General features: G+C 50.8%; 37 protein-coding genes. 6 read left to right on the forward strand and 31 right to left on the reverse strand.

Annotated elements, in window-relative coordinates; all coding sequences use genetic code 11:
• Positions 1-11: 11 nt before the first annotated feature.
• From F556_RS0104500 to F556_RS0104525, 6 genes are all read right to left on the reverse strand, one after another.
• Entirely contained in the window at positions 12-1,517 is a 1,506-nt protein-coding gene (locus F556_RS0104500) for a recombinase family protein (RefSeq protein WP_020615709.1), read from the reverse strand.
• Between the two features lie 168 nt (positions 1,518-1,685).
• On the reverse strand, positions 1,686-1,928 hold the full coding sequence (locus F556_RS0104505; protein WP_020615710.1) for a hypothetical protein: 243 nt from the start codon (positions 1,926-1,928) through the stop codon (positions 1,686-1,688).
• Positions 1,922-2,245 (reverse strand): YolD-like family protein, encoded by a 324-nt coding sequence (locus tag F556_RS0104510; RefSeq protein WP_020615711.1) that lies wholly within the window; start codon positions 2,243-2,245, stop codon positions 1,922-1,924. The genes F556_RS0104505 and F556_RS0104510 overlap by 7 nt, the downstream gene beginning before the upstream one ends.
• Positions 2,238-2,438, reverse strand: a complete 201-nt coding sequence (locus tag F556_RS0104515) for a hypothetical protein (RefSeq protein ID WP_020615712.1) — start codon at positions 2,436-2,438, stop codon at positions 2,238-2,240. The genes F556_RS0104510 and F556_RS0104515 overlap by 8 nt, the downstream gene beginning before the upstream one ends.
• Before the next feature lie 79 nt (positions 2,439-2,517).
• Positions 2,518-2,718, reverse strand: a complete 201-nt coding sequence (locus tag F556_RS0104520) for a hypothetical protein (protein ID WP_020615713.1) — start codon at positions 2,716-2,718, stop codon at positions 2,518-2,520.
• The gene (locus tag F556_RS0104525) at positions 2,715-2,897 is read right to left on the reverse strand and encodes a helix-turn-helix domain-containing protein (RefSeq protein WP_245583012.1); all 183 of its coding nucleotides are present in this window, start codon (positions 2,895-2,897) and stop codon (positions 2,715-2,717) included. Before F556_RS0104525 ends, F556_RS0104520 begins: the two co-directional genes overlap by 4 nt.
• A gap of 172 nt (positions 2,898-3,069) precedes the next feature.
• Here F556_RS0104525 and F556_RS39035 point away from each other — a divergent pair, with 172 nt between their 5' ends.
• The 6 genes from F556_RS39035 (at position 3,070) to F556_RS0104555 (ending at position 5,686) form a co-directional block, all read left to right on the forward strand.
• Positions 3,070-3,195, forward strand: coding sequence for a hypothetical protein (locus tag F556_RS39035; protein ID WP_020615715.1), 126 nt, complete (start codon positions 3,070-3,072; stop codon positions 3,193-3,195).
• 83 nt (positions 3,196-3,278) lie between these two features.
• A complete protein-coding gene (locus F556_RS0104535) occupies positions 3,279-3,464 on the forward strand; it encodes a hypothetical protein (protein WP_020615716.1) in 186 nt (61 codons plus the stop codon).
• Between the two features lie 158 nt (positions 3,465-3,622).
• The gene (locus F556_RS0104545) at positions 3,623-3,811 is read left to right on the forward strand and encodes an FmdB family zinc ribbon protein (RefSeq protein ID WP_020615718.1); all 189 of its coding nucleotides are present in this window, start codon (positions 3,623-3,625) and stop codon (positions 3,809-3,811) included.
• Between the two features lie 117 nt (positions 3,812-3,928).
• Positions 3,929-4,399: a hypothetical protein gene (locus tag F556_RS37610; RefSeq protein WP_157272606.1), complete on the forward strand. Its 471-nt coding sequence runs from the start codon at positions 3,929-3,931 to the stop codon at positions 4,397-4,399.
• A gap of 14 nt (positions 4,400-4,413) precedes the next feature.
• Positions 4,414-5,478, forward strand: coding sequence for a serine/threonine-protein kinase (locus tag F556_RS33230; protein ID WP_020615719.1), 1,065 nt, complete (start codon positions 4,414-4,416; stop codon positions 5,476-5,478).
• A gap of 25 nt (positions 5,479-5,503) precedes the next feature.
• Positions 5,504-5,686, forward strand: a complete 183-nt coding sequence (locus F556_RS0104555) for a hypothetical protein (RefSeq protein WP_020615720.1) — start codon at positions 5,504-5,506, stop codon at positions 5,684-5,686.
• A gap of 37 nt (positions 5,687-5,723) precedes the next feature.
• Here the strand turns inward: F556_RS0104555 and F556_RS0104560 are convergent, their stop codons facing one another.
• The 25 genes from F556_RS0104560 to F556_RS0104680 form a co-directional block, all read right to left on the reverse strand.
• Positions 5,724-6,491 carry an N-acetylmuramoyl-L-alanine amidase gene (locus tag F556_RS0104560; RefSeq protein WP_020615721.1) on the reverse strand — a complete coding sequence of 256 codons (768 nt, stop codon included), beginning with the start codon at positions 6,489-6,491 and terminating at the stop codon, positions 5,724-5,726.
• A complete protein-coding gene (locus F556_RS33235; RefSeq protein ID WP_020615722.1) occupies positions 6,478-6,852 on the reverse strand; it encodes a phage holin in 375 nt (124 codons plus the stop codon). Before F556_RS33235 ends, F556_RS0104560 begins: the two co-directional genes overlap by 14 nt.
• Positions 6,853-7,233: a hypothetical protein gene (locus F556_RS0104570; protein ID WP_020615723.1), complete on the reverse strand. Its 381-nt coding sequence runs from the start codon at positions 7,231-7,233 to the stop codon at positions 6,853-6,855.
• Positions 7,226-7,417, reverse strand: a complete 192-nt coding sequence (locus tag F556_RS33240; protein WP_157272607.1) for a hypothetical protein — start codon at positions 7,415-7,417, stop codon at positions 7,226-7,228. The genes F556_RS0104570 and F556_RS33240 overlap by 8 nt, the downstream gene beginning before the upstream one ends.
• Before the next feature lie 11 nt (positions 7,418-7,428).
• Positions 7,429-7,692: a hypothetical protein gene (locus F556_RS0104580; protein ID WP_020615725.1), complete on the reverse strand. Its 264-nt coding sequence runs from the start codon at positions 7,690-7,692 to the stop codon at positions 7,429-7,431.
• 69 nt (positions 7,693-7,761) lie between these two features.
• On the reverse strand, positions 7,762-8,331 hold the full coding sequence (locus F556_RS36035; protein WP_020615726.1) for an acyltransferase: 570 nt from the start codon (positions 8,329-8,331) through the stop codon (positions 7,762-7,764).
• A 67-nt stretch (positions 8,332-8,398) separates the two neighbouring features.
• Positions 8,399-10,756 (reverse strand): MGH1-like glycoside hydrolase domain-containing protein, encoded by a 2,358-nt coding sequence (locus F556_RS0104590; protein ID WP_020615727.1) that lies wholly within the window; start codon positions 10,754-10,756, stop codon positions 8,399-8,401.
• A 3-nt stretch (positions 10,757-10,759) separates the two neighbouring features.
• On the reverse strand, positions 10,760-11,092 hold the full coding sequence (locus tag F556_RS0104595) for a hypothetical protein (RefSeq protein WP_020615728.1): 333 nt from the start codon (positions 11,090-11,092) through the stop codon (positions 10,760-10,762).
• Positions 11,093-11,142: 50 nt separating this feature from the next.
• Entirely contained in the window at positions 11,143-11,691 is a 549-nt protein-coding gene (locus F556_RS0104600) for a hypothetical protein (protein WP_157272608.1), read from the reverse strand.
• Between the two features lie 17 nt (positions 11,692-11,708).
• Positions 11,709-12,257 carry a hypothetical protein gene (locus tag F556_RS36040; RefSeq protein WP_020615730.1) on the reverse strand — a complete coding sequence of 183 codons (549 nt, stop codon included), beginning with the start codon at positions 12,255-12,257 and terminating at the stop codon, positions 11,709-11,711.
• Between the two features lie 67 nt (positions 12,258-12,324).
• Positions 12,325-14,223 (reverse strand): phage tail spike protein, encoded by a 1,899-nt coding sequence (locus tag F556_RS0104610; protein ID WP_020615731.1) that lies wholly within the window; start codon positions 14,221-14,223, stop codon positions 12,325-12,327.
• A 10-nt stretch (positions 14,224-14,233) separates the two neighbouring features.
• Complete coding sequence (locus F556_RS36045; protein WP_020615732.1) at positions 14,234-14,752, reverse strand: phage distal tail protein; 519 nt, start codon at positions 14,750-14,752, stop codon at positions 14,234-14,236.
• A 51-nt stretch (positions 14,753-14,803) separates the two neighbouring features.
• On the reverse strand, positions 14,804-14,950 hold the full coding sequence (locus F556_RS38275) for a CD1375 family protein (RefSeq protein WP_020615733.1): 147 nt from the start codon (positions 14,948-14,950) through the stop codon (positions 14,804-14,806).
• A 50-nt stretch (positions 14,951-15,000) separates the two neighbouring features.
• Complete coding sequence (locus F556_RS0104625; RefSeq protein ID WP_020615734.1) at positions 15,001-15,393, reverse strand: hypothetical protein; 393 nt, start codon at positions 15,391-15,393, stop codon at positions 15,001-15,003.
• Positions 15,394-15,402: 9 nt separating this feature from the next.
• Positions 15,403-18,546: a hypothetical protein gene (locus F556_RS36050; protein ID WP_020615735.1), complete on the reverse strand. Its 3,144-nt coding sequence runs from the start codon at positions 18,544-18,546 to the stop codon at positions 15,403-15,405.
• 15 nt (positions 18,547-18,561) lie between these two features.
• Positions 18,562-18,954 (reverse strand): phage tail fiber protein, encoded by a 393-nt coding sequence (locus F556_RS0104635; RefSeq protein WP_020615736.1) that lies wholly within the window; start codon positions 18,952-18,954, stop codon positions 18,562-18,564.
• An 11-nt stretch (positions 18,955-18,965) separates the two neighbouring features.
• Positions 18,966-19,520: a distal tail protein Dit gene (locus F556_RS0104640; RefSeq protein ID WP_020615737.1), complete on the reverse strand. Its 555-nt coding sequence runs from the start codon at positions 19,518-19,520 to the stop codon at positions 18,966-18,968.
• Complete coding sequence (locus F556_RS0104645) at positions 19,513-23,670, reverse strand: hypothetical protein (RefSeq protein ID WP_157272610.1); 4,158 nt, start codon at positions 23,668-23,670, stop codon at positions 19,513-19,515. Before F556_RS0104645 ends, F556_RS0104640 begins: the two co-directional genes overlap by 8 nt.
• 4 nt (positions 23,671-23,674) lie before the next feature.
• Complete coding sequence (locus F556_RS0104650; protein ID WP_020615739.1) at positions 23,675-23,950, reverse strand: hypothetical protein; 276 nt, start codon at positions 23,948-23,950, stop codon at positions 23,675-23,677.
• Between the two features lie 17 nt (positions 23,951-23,967).
• Positions 23,968-24,381 (reverse strand): hypothetical protein, encoded by a 414-nt coding sequence (locus F556_RS0104655; RefSeq protein WP_020615740.1) that lies wholly within the window; start codon positions 24,379-24,381, stop codon positions 23,968-23,970.
• A gap of 54 nt (positions 24,382-24,435) precedes the next feature.
• Positions 24,436-24,987 carry a hypothetical protein gene (locus F556_RS0104660; protein WP_020615741.1) on the reverse strand — a complete coding sequence of 184 codons (552 nt, stop codon included), beginning with the start codon at positions 24,985-24,987 and terminating at the stop codon, positions 24,436-24,438.
• Entirely contained in the window at positions 24,984-25,397 is a 414-nt protein-coding gene (locus F556_RS0104665) for a minor capsid protein (protein ID WP_020615742.1), read from the reverse strand. Before F556_RS0104665 ends, F556_RS0104660 begins: the two co-directional genes overlap by 4 nt.
• On the reverse strand, positions 25,397-25,852 hold the full coding sequence (locus F556_RS0104670) for an HK97 gp10 family phage protein (protein ID WP_020615743.1): 456 nt from the start codon (positions 25,850-25,852) through the stop codon (positions 25,397-25,399). The genes F556_RS0104665 and F556_RS0104670 overlap by 1 nt, the downstream gene beginning before the upstream one ends.
• Positions 25,842-26,162, reverse strand: a complete 321-nt coding sequence (locus tag F556_RS0104675) for a hypothetical protein (RefSeq protein ID WP_020615744.1) — start codon at positions 26,160-26,162, stop codon at positions 25,842-25,844. Before F556_RS0104675 ends, F556_RS0104670 begins: the two co-directional genes overlap by 11 nt.
• On the reverse strand, positions 26,159-26,539 hold the full coding sequence (locus tag F556_RS0104680) for a hypothetical protein (RefSeq protein ID WP_020615745.1): 381 nt from the start codon (positions 26,537-26,539) through the stop codon (positions 26,159-26,161). The genes F556_RS0104675 and F556_RS0104680 overlap by 4 nt, the downstream gene beginning before the upstream one ends.
• Positions 26,540-26,547 lie beyond the last annotated feature (8 nt).

Consider the following 26,547-nt stretch of genomic DNA (forward strand, 5'->3'; position numbering starts at 1 on the left):
CAGTAGGGGTGCTAAAAGGTATAAATATCCGTCCGATCCTTAAATACCCTTACTTCTCTGACCACGATGCGTATCAGCGCCTGTCGATCCTCGAAAGTCCACTCTTCGTCCGCTCTGGAGAAATAGAACGCTGCTGCTTCCTGCATCAAGTGTTGGCTGCGCTCCTTAGAGTTTTCCTGTTGCATCGTTGTACGTAGCTGCTCCACTTTTGCTGCCATCGTCTTCTCCCGGTCAGTCAATGCACGCATTTCCACCCGGATGGCTTCCTGGCTTTCCTCGTCATCATCAAAGGTTGTGAACAGCTTAATCAGCTTCTTGCGTTTTTCTCGACACTTCTCCACTTCATTCTGTAGACGATCTATTTCATTAACCTCAAATGATGATTGCTCTTGATGCTCTTCAGCTGCTGCAGCAATCTCGTCTGGATGATTAAGCCAACCTACAACTGTATCCCATACAAGCTTGTCGAGTGTCTCGCAGCGCATTCGCATGCCACAGCCCTTGTGCTTTGCGCCGGAGTAATTTTTTAGGTCAGTATATTCCAGTACATAAACTCCCCAACTCTTGTCCCGGCGTCCTGTCATCGTATTATTGCAATCCCCGCAACGAACAAGCCCTGAGAGAAGATACTTTCTCAAAGATTCTGGAGCAAACCGCCTTTTGGATTCTGCAATGTACAGTTGGGCTGTCTCAAATGTCTGCTCATCGATAATCATCGGGATTTCGGTATAGGCCCACTCTTCCTCTGGCCTCAATTTCATTCTGACTTTTTCGTCAGCATCACGATATTTGTTTCCTACCATACCTTCGGTGTTCCACCGGTTCTGCGCGTACTGTCCAGTGTATGAGCGATTGAGGAGGAGTTGCCTCACCACTTGCCGATGCCAGACGGCGGCACCTCGCTTTGTTGGTACGCCGTGCTCTGTGAGATATACGGCTATGCCGTTAATCCCCTTAACTAAGTTGTTGGGTTTAACAAACGCCTCAAAGATAAACCTGACGATCGCCGCCTCTGCTTCATTGATGACATATGTACTATTAACGGCGTCATAATCATAACCGTACATCTTGGAGTTTTTAACGACCTTCCCCTGGCTCGCTTTCTCCCGCCTGCCCCGGCTGGTCCGCTCGGTAATCTTGGCTTTCTCAAATTGGCTGAACGCACCGCGCATCTGGAAAAATAGAATGCCTTCCGGCGTCTTCTTGTAATCGTGATTGACGAAGACCAACTCAGCTCGTTTCTCGATCTCGTTCGCCAGTAGCAACTGGATCATCAGATCACGGCTCAGCCGGTCCGGATCCCAACAGATGACCTTTGTAATGATGCCATCCTTAATATCCTTCCGCAGCCGGTCCATTGCTGGGCGGGACATCAACGCCCCGCTGACGCCCTCATCTATATATTCAATGATTTCTTCCTCAATCCCGGCTTTCGTCCGGTTCTCCTTCATCTGGTCGCTCACGGAGTATTTGCTCTGCTCGTCGTCGCTTATCCGACCATAAAGCCCCGTTGCCATTGAGTTCCCTCCTAGCCATGGTTAGGAGATAATTGTAACACTCCCGTCTGACCCTGTCATTAGAGTCACCTTCTATCAAATTGACATGCATGGGTGCATCACCTCATAAAGATGATATGCAGCCATACATTGTCCACTTGCGAAAAAATCCACGGCAGCAACCGAGGCTCATCGATATTTATTTCGCCAATTATTGGGACCAGGCTCAAACGCATAGATGACCCTGGCCACCCCTGCCTCCCGATCCCACTCTATGTAGTCGGCCTGCTGCAGCTCAGTCAGTGCATCCATGATTGTCTCCAGATCACGTTGGGACATCTGGAGAAGCAGTAAGTAATCCATTTTGGTCGAATCGTGCCGGTTGCAGTTAAAGAGGATCCGCAGCAGTTTGCGGGCATGGTCGCTCAGCATGGCTCAACGGACTCGATGTCCCGCATGTCGATCCAGTACCCATCAACGAGTATTCGCTGCCGCTGCGCATGTACGCGGTCGACACGGCCAGTCACCAACTGCTCCTCGTACGGATGATAGACACGAACCTTCACGGCACTCCCGTGCTGCAGCGATTCGGCAAGGCGCTCTTGCATTTGCTCAAGCTCCTGTTCATCCAACTCGATGCGATCCCTCCGCTTAAGCTGCTGGCGTTGCTCCTGCATCCTGACACGATGCTCTGGCAGTATCATGCGGCTCGACTCCCATAGACCGTTCCCTTCCAACTTTTTAGGCATATGCACCCTCCCGGATTCTCTCGACGGCCATTATGTTACCCACGATCAGGATACGCGGTGCGCTAGCCTTATGGCAGTAGACATGAGCCCGGCCATTATTGACACTGCGCACTTCTACGATCCGCTTGCTAAAATTACCGCTCTGGTCCATGTAGATGATTTCAACAGTGCTGCCAACGTATTTACTAAACATGGTGACCACTCCTTCGAACGTTTGTTCTTATTATATGCGAATGTACGTTCGATTATCAACAAGAAAAAAGAGCCATGGATTACTCCGCTGGCTCACCTCTCATGATCTGCTGGACCTTTTGTACTTTCTCTGACATCCCAGGGTTCTGCTCAGTGTACGACCGGAATGCTTCCTGGAGCAGAACACCCTTTTCCGTTTGGCTCACGAAGGCCCAAGTATCGAGCAGATCGATAAAGTCATCGTCGAATCGGTAGCTTGTCGTCGTCTTGGATTTGGTCATTCTGCTTGCTCTGGGATATGCGTCATGATGTCGTTCGGCTGGCAACTAAACCTGCTGCATATCTTGTCGATCGTCTCCATAGATACGTACTCATCTTTGCCAAGCTTCGCCAGAGTCGCGCTGGATAGTCCCAGTTCTTCGCGCAACTGTGTGCGGTTCATGTCGTTCTCCAGCAGCATGTGCCAGAGCTTCTTATAAGAAAACATACCGTTCACTTCTTTCTAAATGATATATGTACATGATACATCTAAATGTTTAGATATGCAAATAATATCTTTACTTTATATTTAGAACATGTTATAATATATTTAGAAAGTTAAAGATTAGCTTTCCGAAAGGGTGAACAAGGGAATGCAAGATTGGGTGAACCTCCTCACGGCGGCTATACAGTTACTGGCAGCAATCATCATCTACAAGGCCGCTACGAAAGAGGACAACAAAAAAGGAACCCCACGCAAGCGCCGCAAACGCAAGTAAGGTTCCCGGAAGGTCGGATCGCACCCGGCCTTCCTCCCAATCTTAACATAAGCAGCACCAATTATATAGAGGGAGATGATCGGATGAACTACACAATGAACATCAATGAGGAAAGCATTGGGGCACTGAACATGGCGATCGCCGACCGGCGGCGGACCATTGAACAGATTCTTACGACCATGACCAGCGGCGGAATGAAGCAAGCATACGAGGCAGAGTTGGCGGCCCTCAATCAAGCTGGTGAAGCACTCGGAATGGCAACCATCTAATCTAGGGGCTCCGGCCCCTCCTGGAGGTGACGGTATGATCGAGACAATGTCCTACTATCTTTCAGTGGCGGCGCTGATTATGAGCTGCGCGGCGTTCGGAGTAGCGCTGAGAATGTATAAACGCAAATAGCCGGCGGGCTTACGCGGGGAGGATTACTATGCAAATTGAAATCTATAAGACAGCCTGCTCATCCTGCGGCGGCACGTTCTACGAGTTGGACGGTGCGCTGGACAACTGTCCCCACTGTAATGCAGAAACGGACGAAGCCACCACCAATGATACGTTGACCGCAACGGTGGAGATTGACTGGCGGACGGGTGTAGTAACGATTAAACAAGACAACTGATTACTTATGACCGACCTGCTGAGGTCGGTTTTTTATTGGAACACCTCCCACATATCGCCAAATATATAGTACAATAGTCTTATTTCATGCAAAAAAATATCATTAAAGGGGACTGTCATGACTTTAAAAGGAATCGGAATACGTATTTCACCTTCGGAAATTCATTATACAATTTTAGAAAAACTTGAGGACGATTCTATATCATACACCAACGAGATTATGATTGTACCAAAAGCTTTAGATCCCTCACGTCAACTTTCTTATATCAGAACTAATTTATTCTCATTAATATGTGAACTTAATATAACTAGAGCTGGACTAAAAACAGCAGAAGGATTATCGCAGAAAAAAAGCATATTCCGACTCAACCTTGAAGGGGTAGTTCAGGAACTTTTCTCAAACAGTTCAATTGTGAGCTACTATGCAGGGACACTGACCTCAATTGCATCAAGACTAGGAACTACCAGTACAATAATCAAAGGTTGTTGTGCGGGCGAAAACACCTTTAACATTAATGATTGGGATAGCATGACTAAAAATCATCGGGAAAGTTATCTTGCGGCTCTTGCTTCAATTCAAAATCGATAGTTCGGAGGATAAAAATGATAATTATTAACGGAGTTCAATCAACCTTAAGATTAGATAAATGGAGAACACTTGGTTTAGAGGGTAGAAATTCAACTGTATCTGTTTGTTTAGACACACAACTTAGCGAGGTATTAGTTCTAAAAGAAATAACCAAGGATTCTTTAGATGCTCAACAAGTTGATGACTATTTCTTGGAATCGAAAATGTTAAACGCTTCGAGTCATCCTCACATAATGCCCATTCGTCACGCCAGTAGTGATGAAAGTACTATTTACATCACAATGCCCTTCTACGAAAAAGGATCTTTGAATACTTTAATGGACACTAAATTTCTAACTCCAAAAGAAATTATTAAGTATTCCCTCGATTTCCTGAGCGGTCTACTATTCATTCACACAAAAGAATTGCTCCATTTAGATATCAAGCCTACTAATGTAGTTATAAATGACAACGACAGGGCTATCTTGACTGACTTCGGATTATCTAGATATCTAAATGAGAACGGGCTTGCGGATCAAGCTATGCAATACTCACGGCATAGATCACCTGAGTCATATTCCATTGACGCTAAATCAATAAAAGATGATATATATCAAACTGGCCTCACATTGTATCGAATGGCTAATGGCAATCAGGTTTTCAAGGAGCAATTCGAGTTATTACAACATCAATGTAACTTTGACCCCGTACAAATCGGAGTTCAAGTACAAGGAGGGGTTTTTCCGGACAGGAATTTCTTCCTTCCCCACATACCGAAACCAATTAGGAACATAATAAAAAAAGCTCTACACCTCAATCCCGATAGACGTTATAAAAACGTATTGGAAATAATAAATGCTCTAAGCAAGATTGACGAAAAACTCAATTGGGAGTACACTTTGGATACTAACACGAACACACATTCTTGGTCCCTTGATGAAGGCAACTCCATCACTAGTGTTATTTTGGATTCAAATTTGGTAGTGTCGTCTACAAAATTAACAAAATCCAGTCAGAGGACTAGGAACAATAATACAATTAGAGGAACGTTCGGCTCATTGCCGGAGGCTTTTGCATATCTTGAAGGTAAGTTAGAATAAAAATCTTGCAGAGGAGGGATTGGAGATGCATAAAGAGTCGAGAAAACTTTCTCGGGATTGGCTCGCAAATCCAAATAAGGACATTCCTCTGCAGGAGCTATGGAAAAAAAACAATTCCGTGGTTCTTACTGATAACAAGAAAATAATCGATTTGGGTAATGGTTACGATATCATAAAGCCCATTGATACTAGCAAAAAATTTAAATGAAGATCCGCCCAGCCCATAGGCTAGGCGGTTTTTTTTGCTATGCCACAAGAATGCTTGCTGTCTTACTTGGGCCGTCCCAGGACACGGTACCGCCCAGGACCTCTGCAACAGCCCGCAGCGCTACGTAAGTAACTCCGTCGATTAACTGACCATAGACCGGCTTTCCGTCGACGCTAGCTGTCTTCGTGACGTTATCCCAACTTACTGACTTCCCTGCCGCCTCTCCCACCGATCGCAGCGGCGCAAGGGCTCGATCAGCTATCAACACGCCGCTAGCGACTGCTCGACCATTGACCAAGATACGGACTGCTGGGTACTGCGGTTGGATGGCTGCAGGCGCAGCAACGTCCGCCCGGAATTTACTCATGCTTATGACCGGGCAAGCTTTCCAACTGTAGCCCGGGTACTCGCTGTGCCCCTTGATCTCTTTTGCTGATGGGATGTTGCCCTGCAGGTACCATACAAGCTTAATAGCCGCCTGGTACTGTGCAGTTGAAGGCTTCTGGCTGCGGAAGTCGCCGACCAAACAGATGCCCAGCGCGTGACGATTGCTGTTGCCCACGTGGAAGCCAACCTGCGTCCAGTCCAGGCATTGACTGACTGTTCCATCCTGGCTGATAACGTAAGTATAAGCAATGCCCGGCCAGTTGTTGGTGCCGACATGGTAATTTGCGAAAGCTGCAGCTGATCCGGTAAGGGTCAAGGAATGATGAATCGCAATAGACCTGATGTCGGTCAGTTTGCGCGTCGCGTAACGCTTTGAAGCATGCCGCGGCAGCTTACCGCGTAAGTCAGTGATGTTCAATGGAGAGCGCCCCCTTTTCCTTCTGTTGCTGCGCATTGAAGTCCTGAACCGCCTTCTCGATAGCAGCCTGAATACTCAACGGGTCAAACTCAATGCCATTTTTACGCAGCATGCCTTCTACATATTTGACCGCGTCACTCAGCTTCTCGGGGCCGCCTTTTTCCCTCCAGGTTGTCTCAGCCAGCGCCGCGCCTTCTGCGGCCAACTTGTGCAGGATCTCGCGCTGTGCAGCCGTTGTCCGGGATGCCAACCACTCATTGACCTTCGTACGCAGTGTAGCTGCAATGCCCAATAAAACAACAACGAGGATGCTCACAAGAGCATCCCCGATCGCACCGATATGTGGTTGTAATTGTTCCATTTATTCATCACCCTTATCATGTATTTTTTCGATCCACCTCAACCTCAAATTGAACGCTTTCCGCTTTGTGAGCCAGGCCATAATAACCAGTGCAGAGGTTGTACCGATCTGCGATACCATCCAAAAGACACGCTGCACACGCTCCAGATCATAAGTCCGATATCCAAACACATCGCTGGATCTCATCCAGACTGCAACAAGCATCTTCGTATCGTAAGAGACCAAAAAAAAGAACATCGCCATTATAAACAAATAGACGTGTCCCACTTTAAACTGTTTGATATAGATGCCTGCATGTGCCAGTATGACGTATGTCGCGCACCCCACTGCAATGATGTACAGCAGCAGCGTGCCCCAATCAATCCAATCTATCTCAGTCATTGGCATTTATCTCCTTCGGGGCATACTCAAAATATTTCGCAAAATTGTTGCTTCTGATCTCTTCACGCAGCTCCGCGTTGGCCGTTTGGTCTTGGATGATGCTAAGCCGGACTACGCGGTCTGCTCGGCTGATATCGGCCTCCTTAGCTCGGAGCTGACGGGAAAAACGGCGTAACAATCGCATGAACATGCAAATCATCCTCTCCGCGCCTCGTCTCTCTTAAGGTTATTAACCGCTATCGTGACCTGCTCAACCGCTTGTGTAGTAGCCCCCAGCTGCTTGACGGCATCGTCGCGTTGCTGCTCTACCTTGGTCAGAAACTCCCTCGGCACCAACTCCCCTTTTAGGATTTTTCGCATGATGAACATGAGCAATCCAAAGGATACGATAGCGAAGATTGGCACGATACCATATTTGTCTATTAACGAGGCCCACCCCGATACCTGATCATGCGTCACGCGCTGACCCCCCCACTCAAAATAAAAAGCCCTGCACAAGGCAGAGCTTATATAACTATAGATCAGCAATTACGCCCACGATTTTCCGCCACTTGCCGACCAACTCATGACTTTCTTGGCAACCTCCGCATCCTCATCGTTTTCAATGAGATTGCTTTTGAAATGGTGAGGAATCAATTGTCCCGACGCCTCTTTTCTTGCCGCAACCTCTTCAACAGAGGCGATGACACGTGCTGGGTTGCCTGCCACAACCATACCTTCTGGCACGTCTTTAGTCACAATCGCACCGGCGGCAATAATAGTGTTTGATTCGATAGTGACTCCAGGCAATATTATTGCTCCGCGACCAATGAAGACATTGTCCTTGATAACTACTGGCGCCACAAATCGTTTTCCATTATGCAAGACCAAACTATCATCATGCGCCAGAATTTCAGCTCGTGTAATCGTGCAACGGTTGCCAATTTTAATCAGCCATGGATAGACCGCATCGAAAGTGCTGTCATAAATCACTACACTCTCACCTATGACCATACCCAATTGCCGATACCGATCTATCCTCTCGGACATTGACGCGTCTTTCGCATAATAACCAAGAAATTTATTGATTTTGTTAGCGATCTTTTTCTTGATGCTCAACTGAACAACCCCATTCCCCGTATTTGATACATATTGTATCACGGAGGAATGGATTTTTCTAGGAGGATTATGGAGTGACCGCTACGTTGTATAACAATTCAGGTGCATGCTTATATAAGAGGGCCTCAATTAAATGTCCGGCTCCGAACACCATAAACTTAGCATATCCTAAAACACCTGTCTCGGGATGAATCGCCTCTGGTGTCGTGCCGTACTTGGCTTGAGTATTGACCCACTTGCTTAACACGATATCAGCCTCTGCGCGGAATCCGTAACGATACATGCCAGCAATCAAGGTGCCGTCGATCATAGGGCGACTGCCGCCATACATCCAGTTAGCTCCGTTGTATGACGGGTAGTCCCGGCTCATTGTGCGCATTCCGTACTGCCCAAAGAACATATTTGGATCCATGATATTCGGGAGCATGCGATCTGCTTGTGCCTGAGTTGCGATACCAGACCATAGAGCCAAATAACTACGGAATGTTTTGTATTGGTACTTAGCCATCTTGTCGGCACCAGCCACCCCAAGCTCCTTGAACCAACCTTGCGTGTCGTCCCAACAGTGCTGACGGAAACTGTCGCGCAGGCGTGTTGTCCAGAGTGTCCAGTAATCAATTTCAGCCTGAGGTTTGCTAAGGTACTGAGCAATTCCAAGCATGGACATGGCGTAGTCGTAGAGCTCGCACTGTGTCTTCACGTCAGCTGTAACCGTGGTCACGCCGCCCGGTGACAATGGTGATTCCTCTTGAATCTCTGTATCTGTCGGCGCGGTCAAGAGATAAACACCTTGCGCCCAATCTGGATGTTGGTAGCCCGGCTTTGTGATCCAGAAGGTAAAGACCAGCTTCATCTTGTCATAGATGCTGTTAATGAAATCCACTTCATCTGTCGCTTTGAGATACCGGAGAGCTGCGCGGCCAATTTGCTGGGCTGCATTCTGAACCCTGCCATTCACTCGGTCATTGCCAGTCCCCGTCCCCCAGAACGTTGGGTCACCTCGCCAGAACCCCGTAACAGGATCAACGATGTAATTAAAGTTGTAATCCAACTGGTCGCGGACCAACTGAGGATCGATGCCGACCATGCCAACAATCGCCTCTCCTGTGTCCCCGGACCAAGAAGCATTCCATCGTGCCAAGCTGGCAAAGAGGATGTTGAACTGCTTGCCGTTGTATGCCTGACGTTCCGGTTGATAGTTAGAGTTGCTGCGCTTGTTGTATTCCATTGTCCATAAGAACTGACGGTACGCTTTGAGATCGCGGCCACCCATACCTGTAGGAACGGGGAGTGCTGACACCCTTTGATTCCAGTAACGAAGCGTCCCTTCAAAACTTGTGTTCGGCACGTTGGCCGTAGCTTGCTTGGCTGCAGCCTCTGTTACACCGATTCCAACCACCCAGCGGAAGACAACCTTCTGAGTCCGATTATCGCCCAGGCTGGCGGATAAATATGCATTGTGATCCTGAGCCCCTGACATCTCCAATGTGTCAGTGCCGGTCGGCAAAGCGCCCGACGAGAAGTGTTGGTTATTGTCGTACGTCGTAGCAAAGTGATGTCCAGTGCTTTTATGGTTTATCGGACGCACAAACCGCCATGTCGCATTGTTCGGATTACCAATCGTAATGAACGAACTGCCATCCAACGCAGCATCATATCCGATTGTGATACCGGTTTGATCCGACCTGGACATTGCACCCCAGCAAATGCTGACTGCGTTTTGAAGGCGGATTTGATTATTACTCGCATCTGGAGCAACCTCAACTTCACAGTAAAGCGCGTCCCGGACGCCCGGTACCGCGTACCAGCGTTGAATGAGACGGAATTTGCTTTGTGGGTTTGCCCCTATTTGGATGATGCCGGACCAAATCGAAACCCCAGGATAACCGAATAGTTTTACATCAGTCGCACCATGACTCTTCCGGGACCATAATCCCAAACCAGCCATATGCAAGCATAGTGATCCATAACCAACCGAGTTGGTTCGGTTGAAGCTGTTTGCATATGTCGTTTCCATGCCAGATACAACCGCTAGTGGCTGGGTCGCACCAAAAAAGAAGTTGCCATCCAAACCGGTATCTCGTAGTTGCCCAACCGAAAACGGTAGTCCGTCACTGATGACCGGGATAGGCGCATCTTCCATAATGAACGAGGACGGCTGACCTTGGGTAATTCCTGATGCGATGACTTCGCCACCCGATTGATTCAGCTTAGAACGTACATCTGGTGACAATTTGTCTTCTGTGACTGCCCCTTCCTGCAGCTTGGCAGTTGAGACGCTGTCGTCGTCCGGCTCCCCGCCTCCCCCGCCCGAGCCTCCGACAATTCTTACGTTCAAACTGCCGTCCTCGTTAAACCCCTGGACGACTTGCCCGCCCTCGGTCATGTACCTACCATTCTGGAGGGAAACATTCTTTATGCTCATTGATTACTCTCCTTTCTGGGCTTCCCCTTGTTCTCTAATCAGACGAGCAATAGCCATCTCGGCACCCAAACCAAGTTTATTGATATCAACCGAAAGCTGCTGCGGCTGATTTTCAATGGTCTTGAATAACATCATTCCGGGTGCATCCTCGCCATTCAATTCCGTGACTACCTGGGCAATCCTCCGAAGGGCTTCGGCATACTTGTCGGCTAGGAAATGATTAGATCCGAAGCTTTCGAATAGGATAGTAACGGTAAGTTCCCCGACTTCGGCTTTTTGTTTAATCTCATAATCCTTGAAGCCAACCAGCAAATGCTGTTTCGCCACCTCTGCCATGGTTGTTTCCTCCCATAAGAAAAGGCCCCGCATTTGCGGAGCCCTTCGTATTATTTAATGTTGTCATACTCTTTTGGATACTCGAGATCGGCAAGGAAATCATTAATGCTTTGAATTGTCTCTTGCCCGTAAGTATAAACATTAAAGTCTTTCTTAAGCATGTACAGTTCAAGGGTTATTACGCGCACTTCGAGAGCGGCAAATGCTGCCCGACTGACTGCACTTCTAATATCTCGTTGTATTCGATATCCCGGAGAGGTTTCAAAATTTTTGAGTGACACTACCCTTTTGTCCAGTTCGCCAATAGCTGTGCGGAGACTGTCTTTTGACATAGATGTCTCAATAGCTACTGCATCACTCTTCATTCCGTTAATGATTCCATTGAACTTTTTGATGAACTCAATTTCTTCGCCGACCTTGCTTCGTTTGTTCCGGATCTCAGAGTCTTCTTTAACATCTAAGGCTTTCGTATAGACATCCCAGGATGACTGCAACTCCTTGGCCTGATAATGACCTTCCGCCTGAGTAACCAGTTCCTCAAACTCTTTATCCGTTGAACTGCAGGCCGTGATCAGCAAGGCTGTCAGGATAAAAGCCAATATAGTGTGCCTTTTCATTACTCCAGCTCTGCCTTCTGGGCTTCGAGCTCGGCCAGCTCGGCACTCAGTTTCTCGTGCTCTGCTTTCAGCTTGTTGTACTCGGCAACCTTTTCGGGAGTAGGATTCGTTTGATTCCGTATGGCGTCGTGCTGTATTTGCGCGGCTTGTTCCCAAACGATATCGACTTCCTTACGCTTATCGGAAATCTTTTGATTCAATTCATCCAATTCATTTGCAACAGCAACATTTGAATCGTCTGTTACAGAATCAGGAGCGCCGTTATTTGATGAAGCTGATTCCCCGTCATCTTTTTGATTCATAAGTATTTTTTTATCTACGAAGTCCACTTCAAATCCTCCCATCTCAGCAATGGACCGTACCGGCGCATAACTCTTTCCGTCGATTATAATTGCCTTCTCAACAGGGATTCCGGCAACCACAATTTCCGTTTCTCCTTGAACTTTCTTGCCCACGAGAGCTGCGATGTCAGCGCCGTATACACTAGTAGTTAGCATGACAGCAGCCCCTATAAATGCTCCAGTTAACAAGTAAGACAGCTTTTTCATGATTAAATGTATCCTCCTAATAAGGTATTTGGGATATTATACCTTATCGGCTAGGATCGGTCGATCATTAAGAGGATGATCCTGTTGTTCGGTATGTGCCTCCTCCTGTGTTTGGATTGTTCTGGAGATTGCCGTGGTTATGGTGAGCTGTGGTGACATCATGCGTATGTCCTTTTTCAGATTTGTTATCGAGTGCGGTGGTCAAGTTGTCGATCTGAGTTTGAAGACCATCCATACGAGTATCTTGGGACGTGTCCTTTAGCTGAAGTAAAGCCAGCATAAAGTCCAAGTGCTGTTGAAGAGTTTGCTGCCGCGATACGCTAAATAATCTAGTCCAGTCGGGAACTTCAACGTTAAATCCAGAGCCAGGGCGAAGCTTTACACTTCTGTCTGAACTCAGACTTAAATCTTTATAACCATGCAATGCAGGAAGGCCCAGGGTAGAACCCAAGGAAAAGCTACTCTCACCTAAAGTAGTCCCGACTATTCCCGGTTCCCCCAAAATACCTGGCATGAATTCAATGTTTGTCTGCGCATCCGTGTAGACTCCCAGTCGATTACCCACAATGTTCATCATCGATTTAGGGAAGCTTGCCGACGTTTGAACCGTCGCACCAGTCACCGTGCCGCCCTGGATAATCGCACCGATGACCTGACCGCCTTCTACGATAGATGCGATAACTCGACCTGAATACCTAGCGTCTCCCGTCTCAGCATCCTGCCAGACTGTTCTTGCCCCCGCCTTATTGAACAGCACCACACCGTACTCTCCCGGTGCAATCTGGCCCAACTGCGCCCGGATACGCTCCAGGTCATCCGATACCGTAATGCCGATACCATCGACCAGCGTAATGGAGTCGTCGTACTTGACGCCCTTGAGGACGGCGTTCTTGCTCGTATAGACCATGGCCTTCTTTGATGCCACGGTCGCCCGGAAGATGTAATCAGCCTCCGTCAGCTCCCGGAAGTTGGCGAGTGAGACGCGGCCTCGTTTGGGCTCGAACGGGTACCGCTCGAAGGTCTGGACGCGGGCATCAAAGTGATAGCCCATTTCTTCATCACGGACGGTCACCGTGTCTCCAGCGCCGCGGATCTGCTCTGCAAGGTACTCGGCATCTACTTTCTCCAGCTGCACAAACTCTACGTCATAGGTGGCCTTGGGAATCTCCACGTCTCTCAGATGCTTCTGCATGGCTGACAGCAGCGCCGCCTTGTCCTCGATCTCCGGGAACTCGACTTTGCCCTCATATGGACGGGACGGGTCGAAGTGAGGCGAGTCGATGTACTTGACGCTGTAGCCCGGGAGACCCTCAATCGTCAGGCCGTTTTTGCCGTAGCCGTAAAGTCTCGTGACACGCTCCATGTTCTGCAGCTTCCGTTTGATGCCGGCCATGTTTTTTCGATAGCGAATCTCGGCGCCCCGGTTCGCTCCGGCCCGGGTGGTCAGCGTGATCGTGTAATTGTCGTACTCGAGCTCGGCGTTGTACATCGCCCGGACGGTCTGCAGCAGGTCGTTCTTCTGAGCCTCGCCGAAATCGAACACGTCCTCCGGCTGAAAGCTGCCCTGCACCGCCATTTGGAACGGCGTACCGTTGCCCAGCAGCGCCAGCATAGCAGCAGGAGGCTGCGCTGCAAGGAACTCGATATAATCGTCCAGGTAAAACCTCGACAGCTCAAACGCGACGTGGTGGGCCTCCACAACCTTATAAATCTTACGACCTTGCCGGATCTCCTCAACTGACTTGATGGCGAAGTGTTGCCCGCGCTCAATGTCCGGAGGGAACCTTACCTCGTTCTCCAAGATCAGACCCTCGTAACGCTCCTCGTCGCCTTCCTCTCGCGGATAAGCAAACGTCACGTAGTAATTGCCGTTCAGTTCCTCCATGACGCGGACTTCCATGGCTGACGCCAGCACCGCCCGGCCCTGCGCTGTGTGCAGCTCCAACCGGCTTCGAAACTTGTTCATTTCATCCCTCCTACAAATACCGGTCCTGATGTGTGACACGTGTCTGGACGCTGCGTGACGGCGACGAATCGGTGTATCGGATCTCGTTGCGGCCCGGGTTGATGTTGAAGAAATCCCCGGTATAGCCGACCAGCACGCCGTTCTTGGTGACCTTCAGTTTGCGAACGTCGATGACAATCTTCTCGCCTGGCGCCAGCGTTCCGCTAATGGCGATCTGATCCACCCGCCAGCGGCTGCCCGCGCCCAGCACCTCGACGGCGAGTTCGACCGGCTGCGGATTGGCCTTCATTTCCCGCAGGAAGCTGCCCAGCACCTCAGTCTCGATCTCAATCGGCCCCGGTACCCCAACGACCTCACGGATGAAGCTACCCAGCACCTCGACAGCAGCCTCCACTTCCCCGCCTGCGCGGATCTCCCGGAGGAAACGACCTTCCACCTCAACCTCAGCTTCAACCGTACCGCCGCCGTAGATGACGGTCGAGAATGACGACGGGCGGTTGAACGGCGCTCGGTTAAACGGGGCGTACATCAGCATCCCTCCTTCCCATTAGAGTAGCCCCGCCTAAGCAGGGCCACGTCATTACTCTCCTTGCAGCGGTTGGCCGTCAGTGCCCAATCCCAGCGCCGTCAGCTCTGCCTCAACAGCAGGCTTAAGCGTTGCAGGGATCTGCTCATACTGCCGACGCCCGGCGATGATCAGCGTCACATATACCGTTACGATTGCCATGGTATCACCTCCCAGCAAATAAAATAGGAGCCTTACCAGGACGCGAGTAATCACGTCGGGTCAGCCCCTCCAAGCATCATTTCATATAGATCCGCTACCACTTCCATGAGCATAAGGTTTTGCGCCTGCAGCTCCTCGACCTGCTGCGACAACGGTGGGCGGTACACGGGCGGTGTTTCTTCGCCGGGCTCTCGGTAACTGAATATGAGATTACCCGTCTCCAGGTCGACCCGGTAGCCACTGGCCTGAGCGAAGTCCTCCGCCAGCTCGCCGTATTCCAACTCCAGCAGGCCGACAGTCTCCGGTACCCGTTCCGCTAGGGCGGTATAGCTCGCAAAGTCTTGCTCCTGCGTTGTCTCCACTACATCACCGCTGCGTTCCCCCGTGTCTACGAGGACATTGCCGGTTGATAATTCATAATAAATTCGTCTTCCGATGTCCATGTGGTCCTCCTATTCCTCATAAACTATATAAGAGAATGTGATATTTTCGTGAGCTGGCACTTGGATTCGCCCACTACTTCTAACGAAACCTGGCGATGCGGTTGTGTAAACAAATGATGTATAGTTTCTGCCGCCTACAAATATGTGCGGGAAGTACACAGAATAAATAACAAGTTCATCCATATCTCCCCTGCTCAGGACAATAGTCCCCGGCGTGAAAGCGAGGCCTGTTAAATTCACAACTCCCCGATTCATCGTTCCTCCACCAACCGGATAAAATTGCTGAGACGCAGAACTTGATGTTATCGTTCCGGTAGCCGTCCGCTTACCTGCTATTAAAGTCCCCGTTAACCCGAAAATGGTCATCCCAGCGCGAATATTCGCAGCCTGAAAAGTAGGATCAGAGATTGTTACACGATTCCCGGTGTCTCCTGGATAGAATCCCGGTTGGGGACGGATTTGAATTGATGTGCCGGAGCTAGTTCCCGATTGACCTGCCACAATGCCAGTCCGATTTACAATTGTCCCGTTAACCAATCCATCTTCGGTACCAATCGTCTTACCCGCCAACACGTCTCCTGCTGCGGCGTCACCGTACTCACCCCCTTCACCCGTTAATATAAAAGCCGCCGAACCGTCGTATACGAGCGAGTAGATGCCGCCGTTCTTCAGCAGGCCCGCAGGAGGCGCGGAGCCATTGGGACGCCGGATAGGCCGCGCACCCAGCCCGTTAACGTTGATCGTCGGTGTCGCGCCATTGTCCGCGTGAAGCTGCACCGTCACACGCAGGCCAGCCGATAATACCGGAACAGGCGAGAGCGTCAGCGTGTAGGCCGTAGCCGATCCCGCCGTGACTCCGTAACCGTTGCGGTTAGCGGATAGCGATTCTTGGGCCGTCACCCGTCCGCCCATTGTCGCGATATCGACCGTATTGTTATCCGTGTGCGCCTGAATGTAATCAAGCGCGAAGTCTACCGTATCCAGGTGCGTCATCACCCGCGCCAGCTGCTCTACCACCCACCCGAGGACGCTGCCGATGTTAGCGCCATAGGCGATCATGGCCTCGGACACGGCCGTGGTGTAGGTGTGGCGGTCCAGGACGGAATAGGAAACGTAATAATCTTTCGTGGCGTCATAATCAGCTTCACGGATCGAGGCGTTAGGGTATCCGTACGTAGCGTTCGGCGTGCCTCTTCGTCCGATTGTCCAACCGCTGTCCTGTTGTGCCTCTCGATAGATACCGATAATCTGGTCGGGACGCTGTGCAAACGGTGCGGTTGGCGGCACAAGGTTATTGATCCAGTAAAGCCGATTCGCTGCGTCATAGACCGGCACAACCTTTTCTCGTAGCACTCGACCTGTCGCAATCTCCACGATATTTGACCCCGGATGCACCGTCAGCGCTCCGCTATGCGGTACGGGCTCCCAGCCGGGCGCTGCGAGGCGATATATAACCTTGGCGGACATGTTGGCGGAGCTCTCGAACTGCTGCCGCGTCGTTCCCTTCGCGACGAAAAAATCGATTATGTTTGGCGATTGGTGTGTCGAGAAGGTGCCGATATTAGACGCGCTATCCGCCGGTCCTGGTTGATATGACATGCCTTCTATTGTCACCAATTCCCCGCGCGTGGGGACTGTCGAAGTGTCCATGTCCTGCGGCTTTGTGTATCTAATACGATCGACATTAGTTAAGGCCGTCGATATGCTATTAAACGTCAACTCCCCAAGCGTCGTCTGTCCCAGTGCCCGCCATACCTCGCCCTTAGTCGCGTCGTAGATGTCCCGGATACCGTTGGGAAGGCTAGGGAGCGTCACGTCCGCAATATGGCGCTGATCCTCCTGCGGTACAAAGGACGGGGGCAGTGCGCTGACGTCGCCGAGTACGAGCATTGGATTAATCATGTTAACCTGATCCGTTACTGTTGACTGCTTGTCAAATGTTACAGTGATTTCGTTGTGGATACCAGTGTTGAAAGTACGTACCTTCTCTGATGTCGCAGACAATAATGTTGCCACTCCACCACCGACTACGGATGTCCGGTTATCTCCGTCTCCTCTATCAAGTGTGTACGTCCGGTTAGGGACAACGGGAAGAGTGATTCGATTCGTCTGATTGCCGGATGAACCTGCCGCGATAATCGCCTTGTAAGGTTCCGTCTGTTGAACACCAGCGCTTAGTGTCCACGCTCCAAATGGCGGCAGCAGATTCCGCCCCTTCACCGACACCAACACGCCCCTCACCGATTGCATGCCGTCGATGTACGGATAGCGAGCCGCCAGCTTATCGCCGGACCATTCAGGATCAACGTTGATCAGCGCGTGTTCCTGTGGAGTTGTTTCGTAGAACGCAAAAGCGTCCATCCAAAACGTTGATCCAGTAGCCCCTGAAAGAAGCTGCAACTCACCAAGTTCATATACAAACTTATGAATGAACACGCCGGAAGAATCGTTCTCGGGTATGTTAACAGTCGTGTTATTTCTCCTGAATCTCCAAAGCCCAGACCCGACTGAACGATAAGGAATAATTGCAAGGTATGTTTGGCCGACTTTTAATACGCCTTCCAAAATCCAGCGGTATACAATGTTCCCGGATGCCGTAGCTACGTTCATGAGACTTTGAGTCCCAACCACCGCGAACTCCGTCGACTTCGTCATACCATACGTATTGGTCACGTTGTCTGAGTTACCTAGATTGCCCAGCAAGTTATACCGCGTCTGCCCCAGCACCACGACGCCAGCAGGTGACGCCTGATCCGCCTCGATGATCGTCTGGCCTTGCTTGATAGTGTGGGTTAGGGTGGATGCTTCTTTGTTCTGGTCGTTTAGGATTCGCACGTTCTCCTGCAAGGAAGCAAGGTCCTGCGCCGTCATCAGACGTGCTGCACGGGTGCCTGAGGGCCATGACTTGGCGGTGGTGCCATTATAGCCCCGTTCGCAGCCTGTGAGCGTGTTACCGCTCTTGGCTGTGTACAAGACGGTCTCGGCGGACTCGTCGGGCCCCGTAGATGGGTAGATTACGATAACGTTAGGTCCGTCCGGCAGGTCCGCTACCGACGTCAGCCCTATCGTTGTGATTGCCGCCGTAATGGCCCCGGATAGCTCTGTCGTCCGGCTTAGAGTGGCCGGGGCGTACATGGGCTGTAATTCTGGCATCTATGCTCCTCCTCTCTAAGGAAAACGGACAATGAAGCGGTTTTGCTCACCGATAAATTTGTCATTCTGAACAATTGAACGTGGATCTAGCGAATCATAGGACATCAAGTTGCCGCCTGTTAAAGCGTCGAAGATTCCGAAGTGAGAAACCAATCCTTGTGTTCCTGTCGCAACAGCAAAGGGGATTTCGGCAGGATTTTTTATCGTCATCTTGTTATTCTCGATGGCGGCAGCAGCAAAAGCGATTGGCCTACGAGCATAGCCGCCACCCGACACTTCCGTTCCTGTGTTGTTCTTCGTTGGATTACTGGTGAAGAGCGCTAGGTAAATGGTTCCAGGTGGTGTGTACGGTGTATTCCGGAATGCGTGATTAAGTAACCTCTGCTCAAGATGATAAGAGAGTGGCACGATATCGCCTCCTATTCAATTTTGTATTCGTTAATGATCGTGATTCCACTGACCGTCTGGGTGCTGCTTGTGTTGGTCAGCTCAATGACTGGCGGTGTCGCCTCGCTGCCCTCTGACAGGATCGTAATCAAAGAAGGCGACGCCGTAAGCGTCGTCTCGAAGATGGACTCCTGTCCGTAAGCAAATGGGTCCGTACACTTGAAGCTGAAGTCCAGGACGCCGTATTTGCCGAACTGCTCCGGTGTCAGGCGGCCTGATAGCTTAGCGTAATAGAGCCGATCCGGCACATCATCAAAGATCAGGACACCTGCAGCCAGCGTTGGCTTGAGCCAGGTTAAAATCTGTGACTGCCGGACCTTGAACTGAGCGTCATTGGGGTCAATGTCGATCTTGACGTCGATCGGCCGCTTTCCCCACTCACTGCCGTAGTCGATGACGCCCGCAATACCGTCAACCTGGTCCTCGTACTCTCGGATGTCCGGGGTATGGACCGTGTAGCTCAGCAGGTTCACACCAAACTCCGAGCAATGCCGCCCCCGGTAGGTAAAGCCGTATCCGTTAGCCAACGCCTCCACCCCCCGCCAGTTGTTTACGCAGCTGCTCAGCATGACCTGATGCCTGACGTTGAAGACTCTGGAGGTCCAACGCATCCTCAATGACCGTGTCGTGCATCTCCATGATGACTTGCCTTTCGATGATGGTCTGCCCGCCACCCTGTACCGCGCCGATCAAACTGCCAATTTGCTTATCCGTCAGAACATTCTCGCTACGCTTCAGGATTCCTAGGATCTCGTCAGGCATCAGCATGTCGGGCATGCGGAAATTGAACTCCCCCGCCCGGCCGCCGGTATGGTAGAGCGGAACACCGTTGAGCATCCATTTGCCGCTGCCGGGGTCATATGTCGCACCTACCAGGTTGCCAAGCTTCTCATTATCAGCTGCAAGGCTACTCTTACCAGCAGCATCCGCATTATGCCAGTTCCGGCTATTTGCCTGCATCTGATAGACCAGTGATTGCTTGTATGGGTCGAGGGCGTTGGGCGCTGGAGCCGTCTTGGTCGTTATGGCTTCCATTTCTTTTTGGAAGGCTTCCATCTCCTGCTTGATCTTTCCGTTGGTCTCAACAAACGCTTGGAACCGGACGTCTTCTGTCAGCAGGTAGATGTCGCGGAAGTCACCATTGAAGTCATCGATCGCAGTCTTGAGGTCCTCATACCAGGTATCCATGTCACGCTTCTGCTGGTCCAGGGCATCAAGCTTCTGGTCTCTCTCATCCTGCAGCGCACGCTTCTGGTCGTCCAGGTCCATCTTCCGCAATTGCTCCTGCAGTTCCTCAAACCGCTTGCGGCCTTTCTCGGATGTGGCCAACCGGTATTTCTCGGCCTCCTCAATGATTTCCTGACGATCCTTGCCGCGCTCTGCCTCATCCATGGCTTTGAGCTGATCGTCGTAGAATTTCTGAGTTGCTTTCCTACGCTCATCGAGTGCATCCAGCTCAGCCTTCCGCTGCTTGTCGATGTTGTCTAGGACAGCCTTGGTGGACTCCTTGCTTCGCTTCTCCTGCTCTTGGGCAAGGTCTTTCGCTAGACGCTCATCATCCTTGCGGAGCGACATTCTAGCGTCGTACATGGCCTTGTCAGCGCGCTTGTAGTGGTCGCTATCTTTATCGTACCGCGCCCGCACCCGCGTCCAGGCGTCCAACTGCATCTCCGTGATCTCGCGCTCAGTCGCACCAAGCTCCGTCATCCGGCGGGTCTCCATCTCGATCCACTGGGCGGAGGCATCAAATGCTTGCTTGGCTGCCTGCTCGTCGAGCTTGCGAAGGTTCATCCGCTGTTGGTACATCACCTTATCCGCATTCTTGTAAAAGTCAGTGTCCTTCTCGTAACGATTCCGGACCCGCGTCCACGCCTCCAATTGGAATTCAGTGATCGCCTGCTCGCTCGCGCCCTTCTCTGTCATGCGCCGAACCTCAGCTTCAATCCATTGTGTCGATGCCTCGTAGCGCTCCTTGGCAGCCTGCTCGGTCTTTTTCTTGGCTTCCTCATCTCTCTTCTTTTTGTCTGCGGCCATTTGATCCTCCAGCCGCTGGCGCCGGGACTCTGCATCGATCCAGATATCGTCGTACTTTTTATAACGTTCGGCCAATTCTCCCAGCCGTTTGAGTTCCTCCGCTTCAGACATCTTATTGAGTAGTTTCTGCTTCTCGATCCACTGTAGGGATGCTCGGTAGGCTTCCTGCGCAAGTTGCTCGGCTGTCTTTTCCTTTTTGCCCTTTGGCTCTTTCTTTCCCTTCTTCTTTTTGTCCTTGTCCGCACTCGCCGAGTCGTAATCTGGACGCTGGTACGTAAAGCGATCCCAAACCCCTTCGGTAATAGCAGCCAGGTCTTTGTCAATCTCGTTAATCAATAACTGATATTCGTTCTTTTCTTTCTGGACCTGCTGTGTCATACGCTGAATTTCCTCGGCGGACTGCTGCATGGATGGGTGTAATCCCATAGGTATCCCAAAAGGATTGGGCACTTGCGGCAGCGTCAGTGTCTTAGGCTTCTGAGATTCAGAGATCGCTGCGAGTGCGTTCAATTGCTTCTGAGCCAGCTTGAGCTTTTCCTCCGTCTCAATGCGCCAAGCATTCAGCCTGCCCCGTGACGCGGCTACCGTATCCGCAATGGAATCTCTTTCGGTTTGAATAAGCTCGGAGAGGTAATCAGTATTCTTGATGATCCACCGTCCGTGTTCATCCAATTCAGATACCAGACCAGGGTACTCTTTGGTAAGTTGCTGCACCACTCGTGAGAGTTGCGCCTGCTGCTCCTCATTGAGTTTGGTCTTGCCTGCTAGATCGCTGTATTCCCTGCTCAAGGCATTAATCGTATCTATCTTTTGTACCTTTGCTGCTACATCTCGCAGTTCTGCGCGCTCAATCTCTACAAGAGCAGGTACGGATTCTTGCAAAGCTGAATTCATCTTTTCAATTGCATTCTCAGCTTCTTCCACAGTAGAGTAATCCATTGATCGAAGCTCTTTATCTACAGCCTTTATTGCGTCCGCGAGCTCGAACATTTCATGAGTATTCTGGATCGTCCCTCGCCCTGATTCAGCTTCCTTCTCGCGCCTTGTATACTCCTCCATCAATGCATTTCTTTCAGCCAGGATACCGTTCAATGTATCGATATCCGACTGGAGCGCCTGCACTTCGCTAGTCGACCTGTCAAGCGGACTTTCAGCAAGCTTTGCATTCAATTCCTCTTGATTCTGAGCAAATTTCAATATTGACTCTGATGCCAGATCGGAGGCGGTTGAGTATGCCAACACGCCAGCTGCTATGGCACCAATGCCTGCAATAGCCCACCCTATTGGACCCATCGAGACATTCAGGGCCACCATAGCGGCTCTAACAGCTCCAAGCACTGTAACCAGGGATGTCAATATGGCAACCAATCCAGTCACGGCTACACCTGCAGCGGCCGTCCCCGCGACGACCTCGCGATTCTCCGCTGCCCACTTACCAAAATCTACGATGAGTGGCTGCAGTCGATTCATAACCTCTTCGAGCAGAGGCATGAAGGACTCGCCCAGTTCAGCTCGGGCCTCAGCAATTGTTTTGTTGAACGACGTCTGTGTTCCTGTGTAGCCTTCCAGAGCTCGCTCAGCGTTGCCAGCAAACAATGCAGCCTCTTGCATCATTCCGTTGTAAGCGGCTTGAGCCTTCTGGCTTTCCGTGAGCTTACCTGCTGTTGTTCCGATGGACTTAGCATATCGATCGTACATAACCGATAGGTTGGTTGTAATGCCAGCACTATCCGTCAGTGAGGAGTTTTGCATCTTGATACCCTGGGTAGCCCGCACAACTGCCTCGCCCCACTCAAAATGCGACTCCCGATTATAGGCAGCGGCATCCCCGAGGGCAATGATAAGGTCGATAGACTCCTGCAGACCATAACCAGTCGAGAGCGTTGTTTTCAACGCCTCCGCTGACTCTTTAAGAGTCATGAAACCACGGGCCTCCAATTGCTGTGCAGCCTCTGTCACATCGTCCACATTGTGTCCCAGTGAATTGGCGACCTCACCTAAGCCGGTAACGGAGTTTTGCAACTCCAGAGTTTCACCAGTCAGTGTCTTCATGACTCCGACCATTTTATTAAGCGCCACATTCGCCCCGAGAGCCACAAGTCCTGTTTGGATGGTCTCTATGCCCCCAGCTGCCTTACGAGCCTCATCGTCGGTTTCCTTTAGAGCATCGTTTACCTTGTCAATCTGCGTGCTTTGCTGGCCGACTTGGTTGATTGCATCCTCAATCTGCAATATTTCCTTGGCCGTCTTGTCGGACAAGGCCCAAATTCTTTGTGCTGTCTGATCTGATGTTGCGGTAAGACGAATGATTGAGGCTTCTGTATTCAATATTTGCTCGTGGAGTTTTGTTTTTCGCGCCTCGTTAAATGTGGTTTCATAGGATTGTTTCAGCTCGGTCAGTTTCTTTTTCTGAACGTCGATCCTGGCATTGACGTTTTCCAGTGTGGAAGTCAGTTGAGTTATCTGTCCACGAGACTTGGCAACATTAGAAATTGCCGTCTCAATGCCTCCAAAATCTGCTGCCGTCTTTTTTCCCTGCTCTCCGAGATCAGCAAAATCCTTCCGTACTGCGCGAACCTCTTGCTTCATCTGGTTGGCCTCTGCAGTTAGCCGGGCCCTCAGTTCGCCGATTACGCTTGACACATTATCACCTGCCCATCCTACGCGCTTTGAGCGCTTCGTATTGTTCCTTTGCTGACTTAGGCTGTTCCTTAGGTGGCTTCGGTAGCCGTTCCTGCAGTCGTTTAATCGTGCCCTCTCGCCCCTTCTTGTCGGAATGCGGGAACGAGATAACATCGATGTTATCTAACAGTTCCTTTGCCTGCCGCTGGTCCTTGATGGTAAGCAACTCCGGAAGGTCGATGAAGTAATAATCCTCCTCAATCTGTCGCTGCGATTTGTCGAGCAAGATGCAGCACCGCATCACGAACTCATCAACGGTTAAAGATTGCTTTGGCCCATTCCCTTCATCAAGCTCTGCACGAATTGCTTCGCCATCGGAGGAATCAGGCCGTCGACGTTTCCCAGGGCCGCATTCATATCGTTGCGTTCCCAGGTTAGTCGCAAAAACTCAGTGCATTGCGCAAAGCTGGCTTCTTCGTCTAGGTACTCTATAGGTAAATCGCTAAGTAGCGAAGTGAGTTCGTAGATTTCGTCAATGGCCACATCTGCGCCGGCCACGATAAATACAGCCCTGTCTTCCTCGGACTGCATGAATAATTTCACGAGGTAATCGCCGATCGTGCCGATATGCTCGGTCAGCTTCTTGAGTCGTTTACGTGTAAGCTTAGGGATCTCAACCATCTTATTGCCGAGCTTAACCCGGTCTTTCTTTTTTAAAAAATGATCTAACATAAAAGCCCTCCCCAAATGAAATAGGAGAGGGCGTGAACCCTCTCATGGCATTAATTATGCTGTCGCGCTGATGTCTCCCCAGGTGTAGAGCAGGCCCGGCGGCGTGCTGTCCAGGCTTGGGTAAGCCGTGGCTGAAATGGTGAATCGGCGGTTGTTGTCCAGTACGTACGAGGCATTCATGTCGAACTTGATGCCGACGGACTCGATGTAAATGAATTGGTTCGGGTCCGTCACACCTACTGGCATGATGACCGCCCGGCGCCGTGGCAATTCTTTGCCCGCCAGACCGTACACCTCGTATTTGACTTTAGTCGGAACATCGCCATCGACTACCTTTTCGGCGTTCGGGTTAAACGAAACAACTTTTTCGAAGTCAAGAATCGGCGTCTCAAAAGCAATCGTGCCCGTAGAGCCTGTATAAATTGATTTCACCGGAGCCGTACCCATCTGATCCACCGGAGGCTCGTAGTACGTGCTCTCCGTAGTGAACGTGATGCCGCCCTGCGTATAGTCGAAGCGCGCAGCGTCAGTATCTGGTGTGCCATCCTCGTCAACACCCCAGATGAAGATGCCAGGACCTGCGTAGATTTGATCTGCAATACTCATACGATTGCATCCTCCCTCACATAGAAAATAAAATTGGTCGAGTACATGGGCCGACTGTCATTATCCAATCCCAAGTGAATGGGGTTTGGCTGGACGGCAGTACTCGAAAAGACATGCGAACTGCCGGCGGCGTAGTTGACCCGTCGGTGTAAATGTTTGATAAGCTGCTTTGCATACGATGCAGCGCCTACCATATTGGCCGGGTTGGTTTTGTACGACTTGCCTTTGACAACGACTTGGAAGGTCGGCCGTTCAGTCGGCACATAGCCATGGGCCTCGAAGCCGCCGGTACCGAAGACGAACAGGCATGGAAATTTGCTCTCGGGAAGATCAGCCGGGATGAAGTTAGGGTCAGGATAGACGCTCAGGCCGATGCCCGTCAGATACTCGATAAGATCGGATTCTAACATCAGCGTCCGCCCCCTAACACCTTGGATAGCTCCTCAAGAATCAGGTCCTCGTTCATCTTCAGAGCGTTCTCCAAATACTTCTTGCCCGGCTGATAGCCACCGTGGCTACCTTTGCTGCGCGTCTTCTCGCCTGGCGTTAGCGTCACTAGCGTTCCCTTAGCCGTCTTGCGGAAGCCCTCGTGCTGCACCATGGCATAATCGTTAACCTCCGGACTCGCGCCCAGATCGACGTAAGAGACGCCGATCAACTGTTTGACCTCCCCAACCACCAGTGCTGACTCAAGGTCTCCGGAATCAATTGGTGCCAGTTTCTTAGCGTCATGAATTATCTTGAGTGCCAGCCTGGTCAGCGCCGCATCGATGTGCTCGTCGATATCGTCATGTAGGCTTTCCAGAGCAGAGACGATACTCTCCAGACCATCAAACCGAATCTGGAACACGTTTTTATTGGGCATAGACAATCACCTTCTTCACGTCGTCGGTGCCGATGAACTTTCGGATTTCGTAGTGCTCGACGTCGTATCGTACTTCCGCGCCAATAGCATTGAGATACATAAAGTAATCGTCGAAGCTGATTGGATGCGCGCCTTCAAGGTGGATTTCACCGTTAACTTGGACCTCCTCGCCACGGGCGTTCTTGATGATCTTTTGTTCCTCGACCACCTTGGCATCGAGCACCCGGGTCGTAGGCGGCAGAGGTCGGCCCCAGTCGTCTTTGGCGTGGTGATAATGCGTCACCCGCCCGGGATACCCGAATAGGCTCATATCAACGCACCACCAAACTGCCTCTGTGACGTCTCCTCGGCTTCCAAGTCCTCCAGCTCTTGTGCTGTCAGGCCAAGGACGGCCCGCACGTCAGGAGCGACGACAGGCCGCTCACCATCTTTGTAAGTGACCGTCTCCCCGTTATCCGTGACCGTTTTAATGCCATGCTTCTGGTATTTGAGCGCTGGGTCGATGCCCTGTAGCTCCCAAATGGTCTGATAGGCCACGATGTCAACAGTCAGCTCCACGTCCGGATACCAGCGTGCCAGGTTGCGCTCAGCCTGTGTGACGGCAACTGCCGGCTTCTTCGCCCGGTCCCAGGCTTCGGAGTCCAGGACGTTGGCATCAATCCACGCTCCGACAACAACCGGATCCATAACGATCA

It is taken from the genome of Paenibacillus daejeonensis DSM 15491 (assembly GCF_000378385.1).
In the GTDB taxonomy this organism is placed as follows: Bacteria; Bacillota; Bacilli; order Paenibacillales; family Paenibacillaceae; genus Paenibacillus_D; species Paenibacillus_D daejeonensis.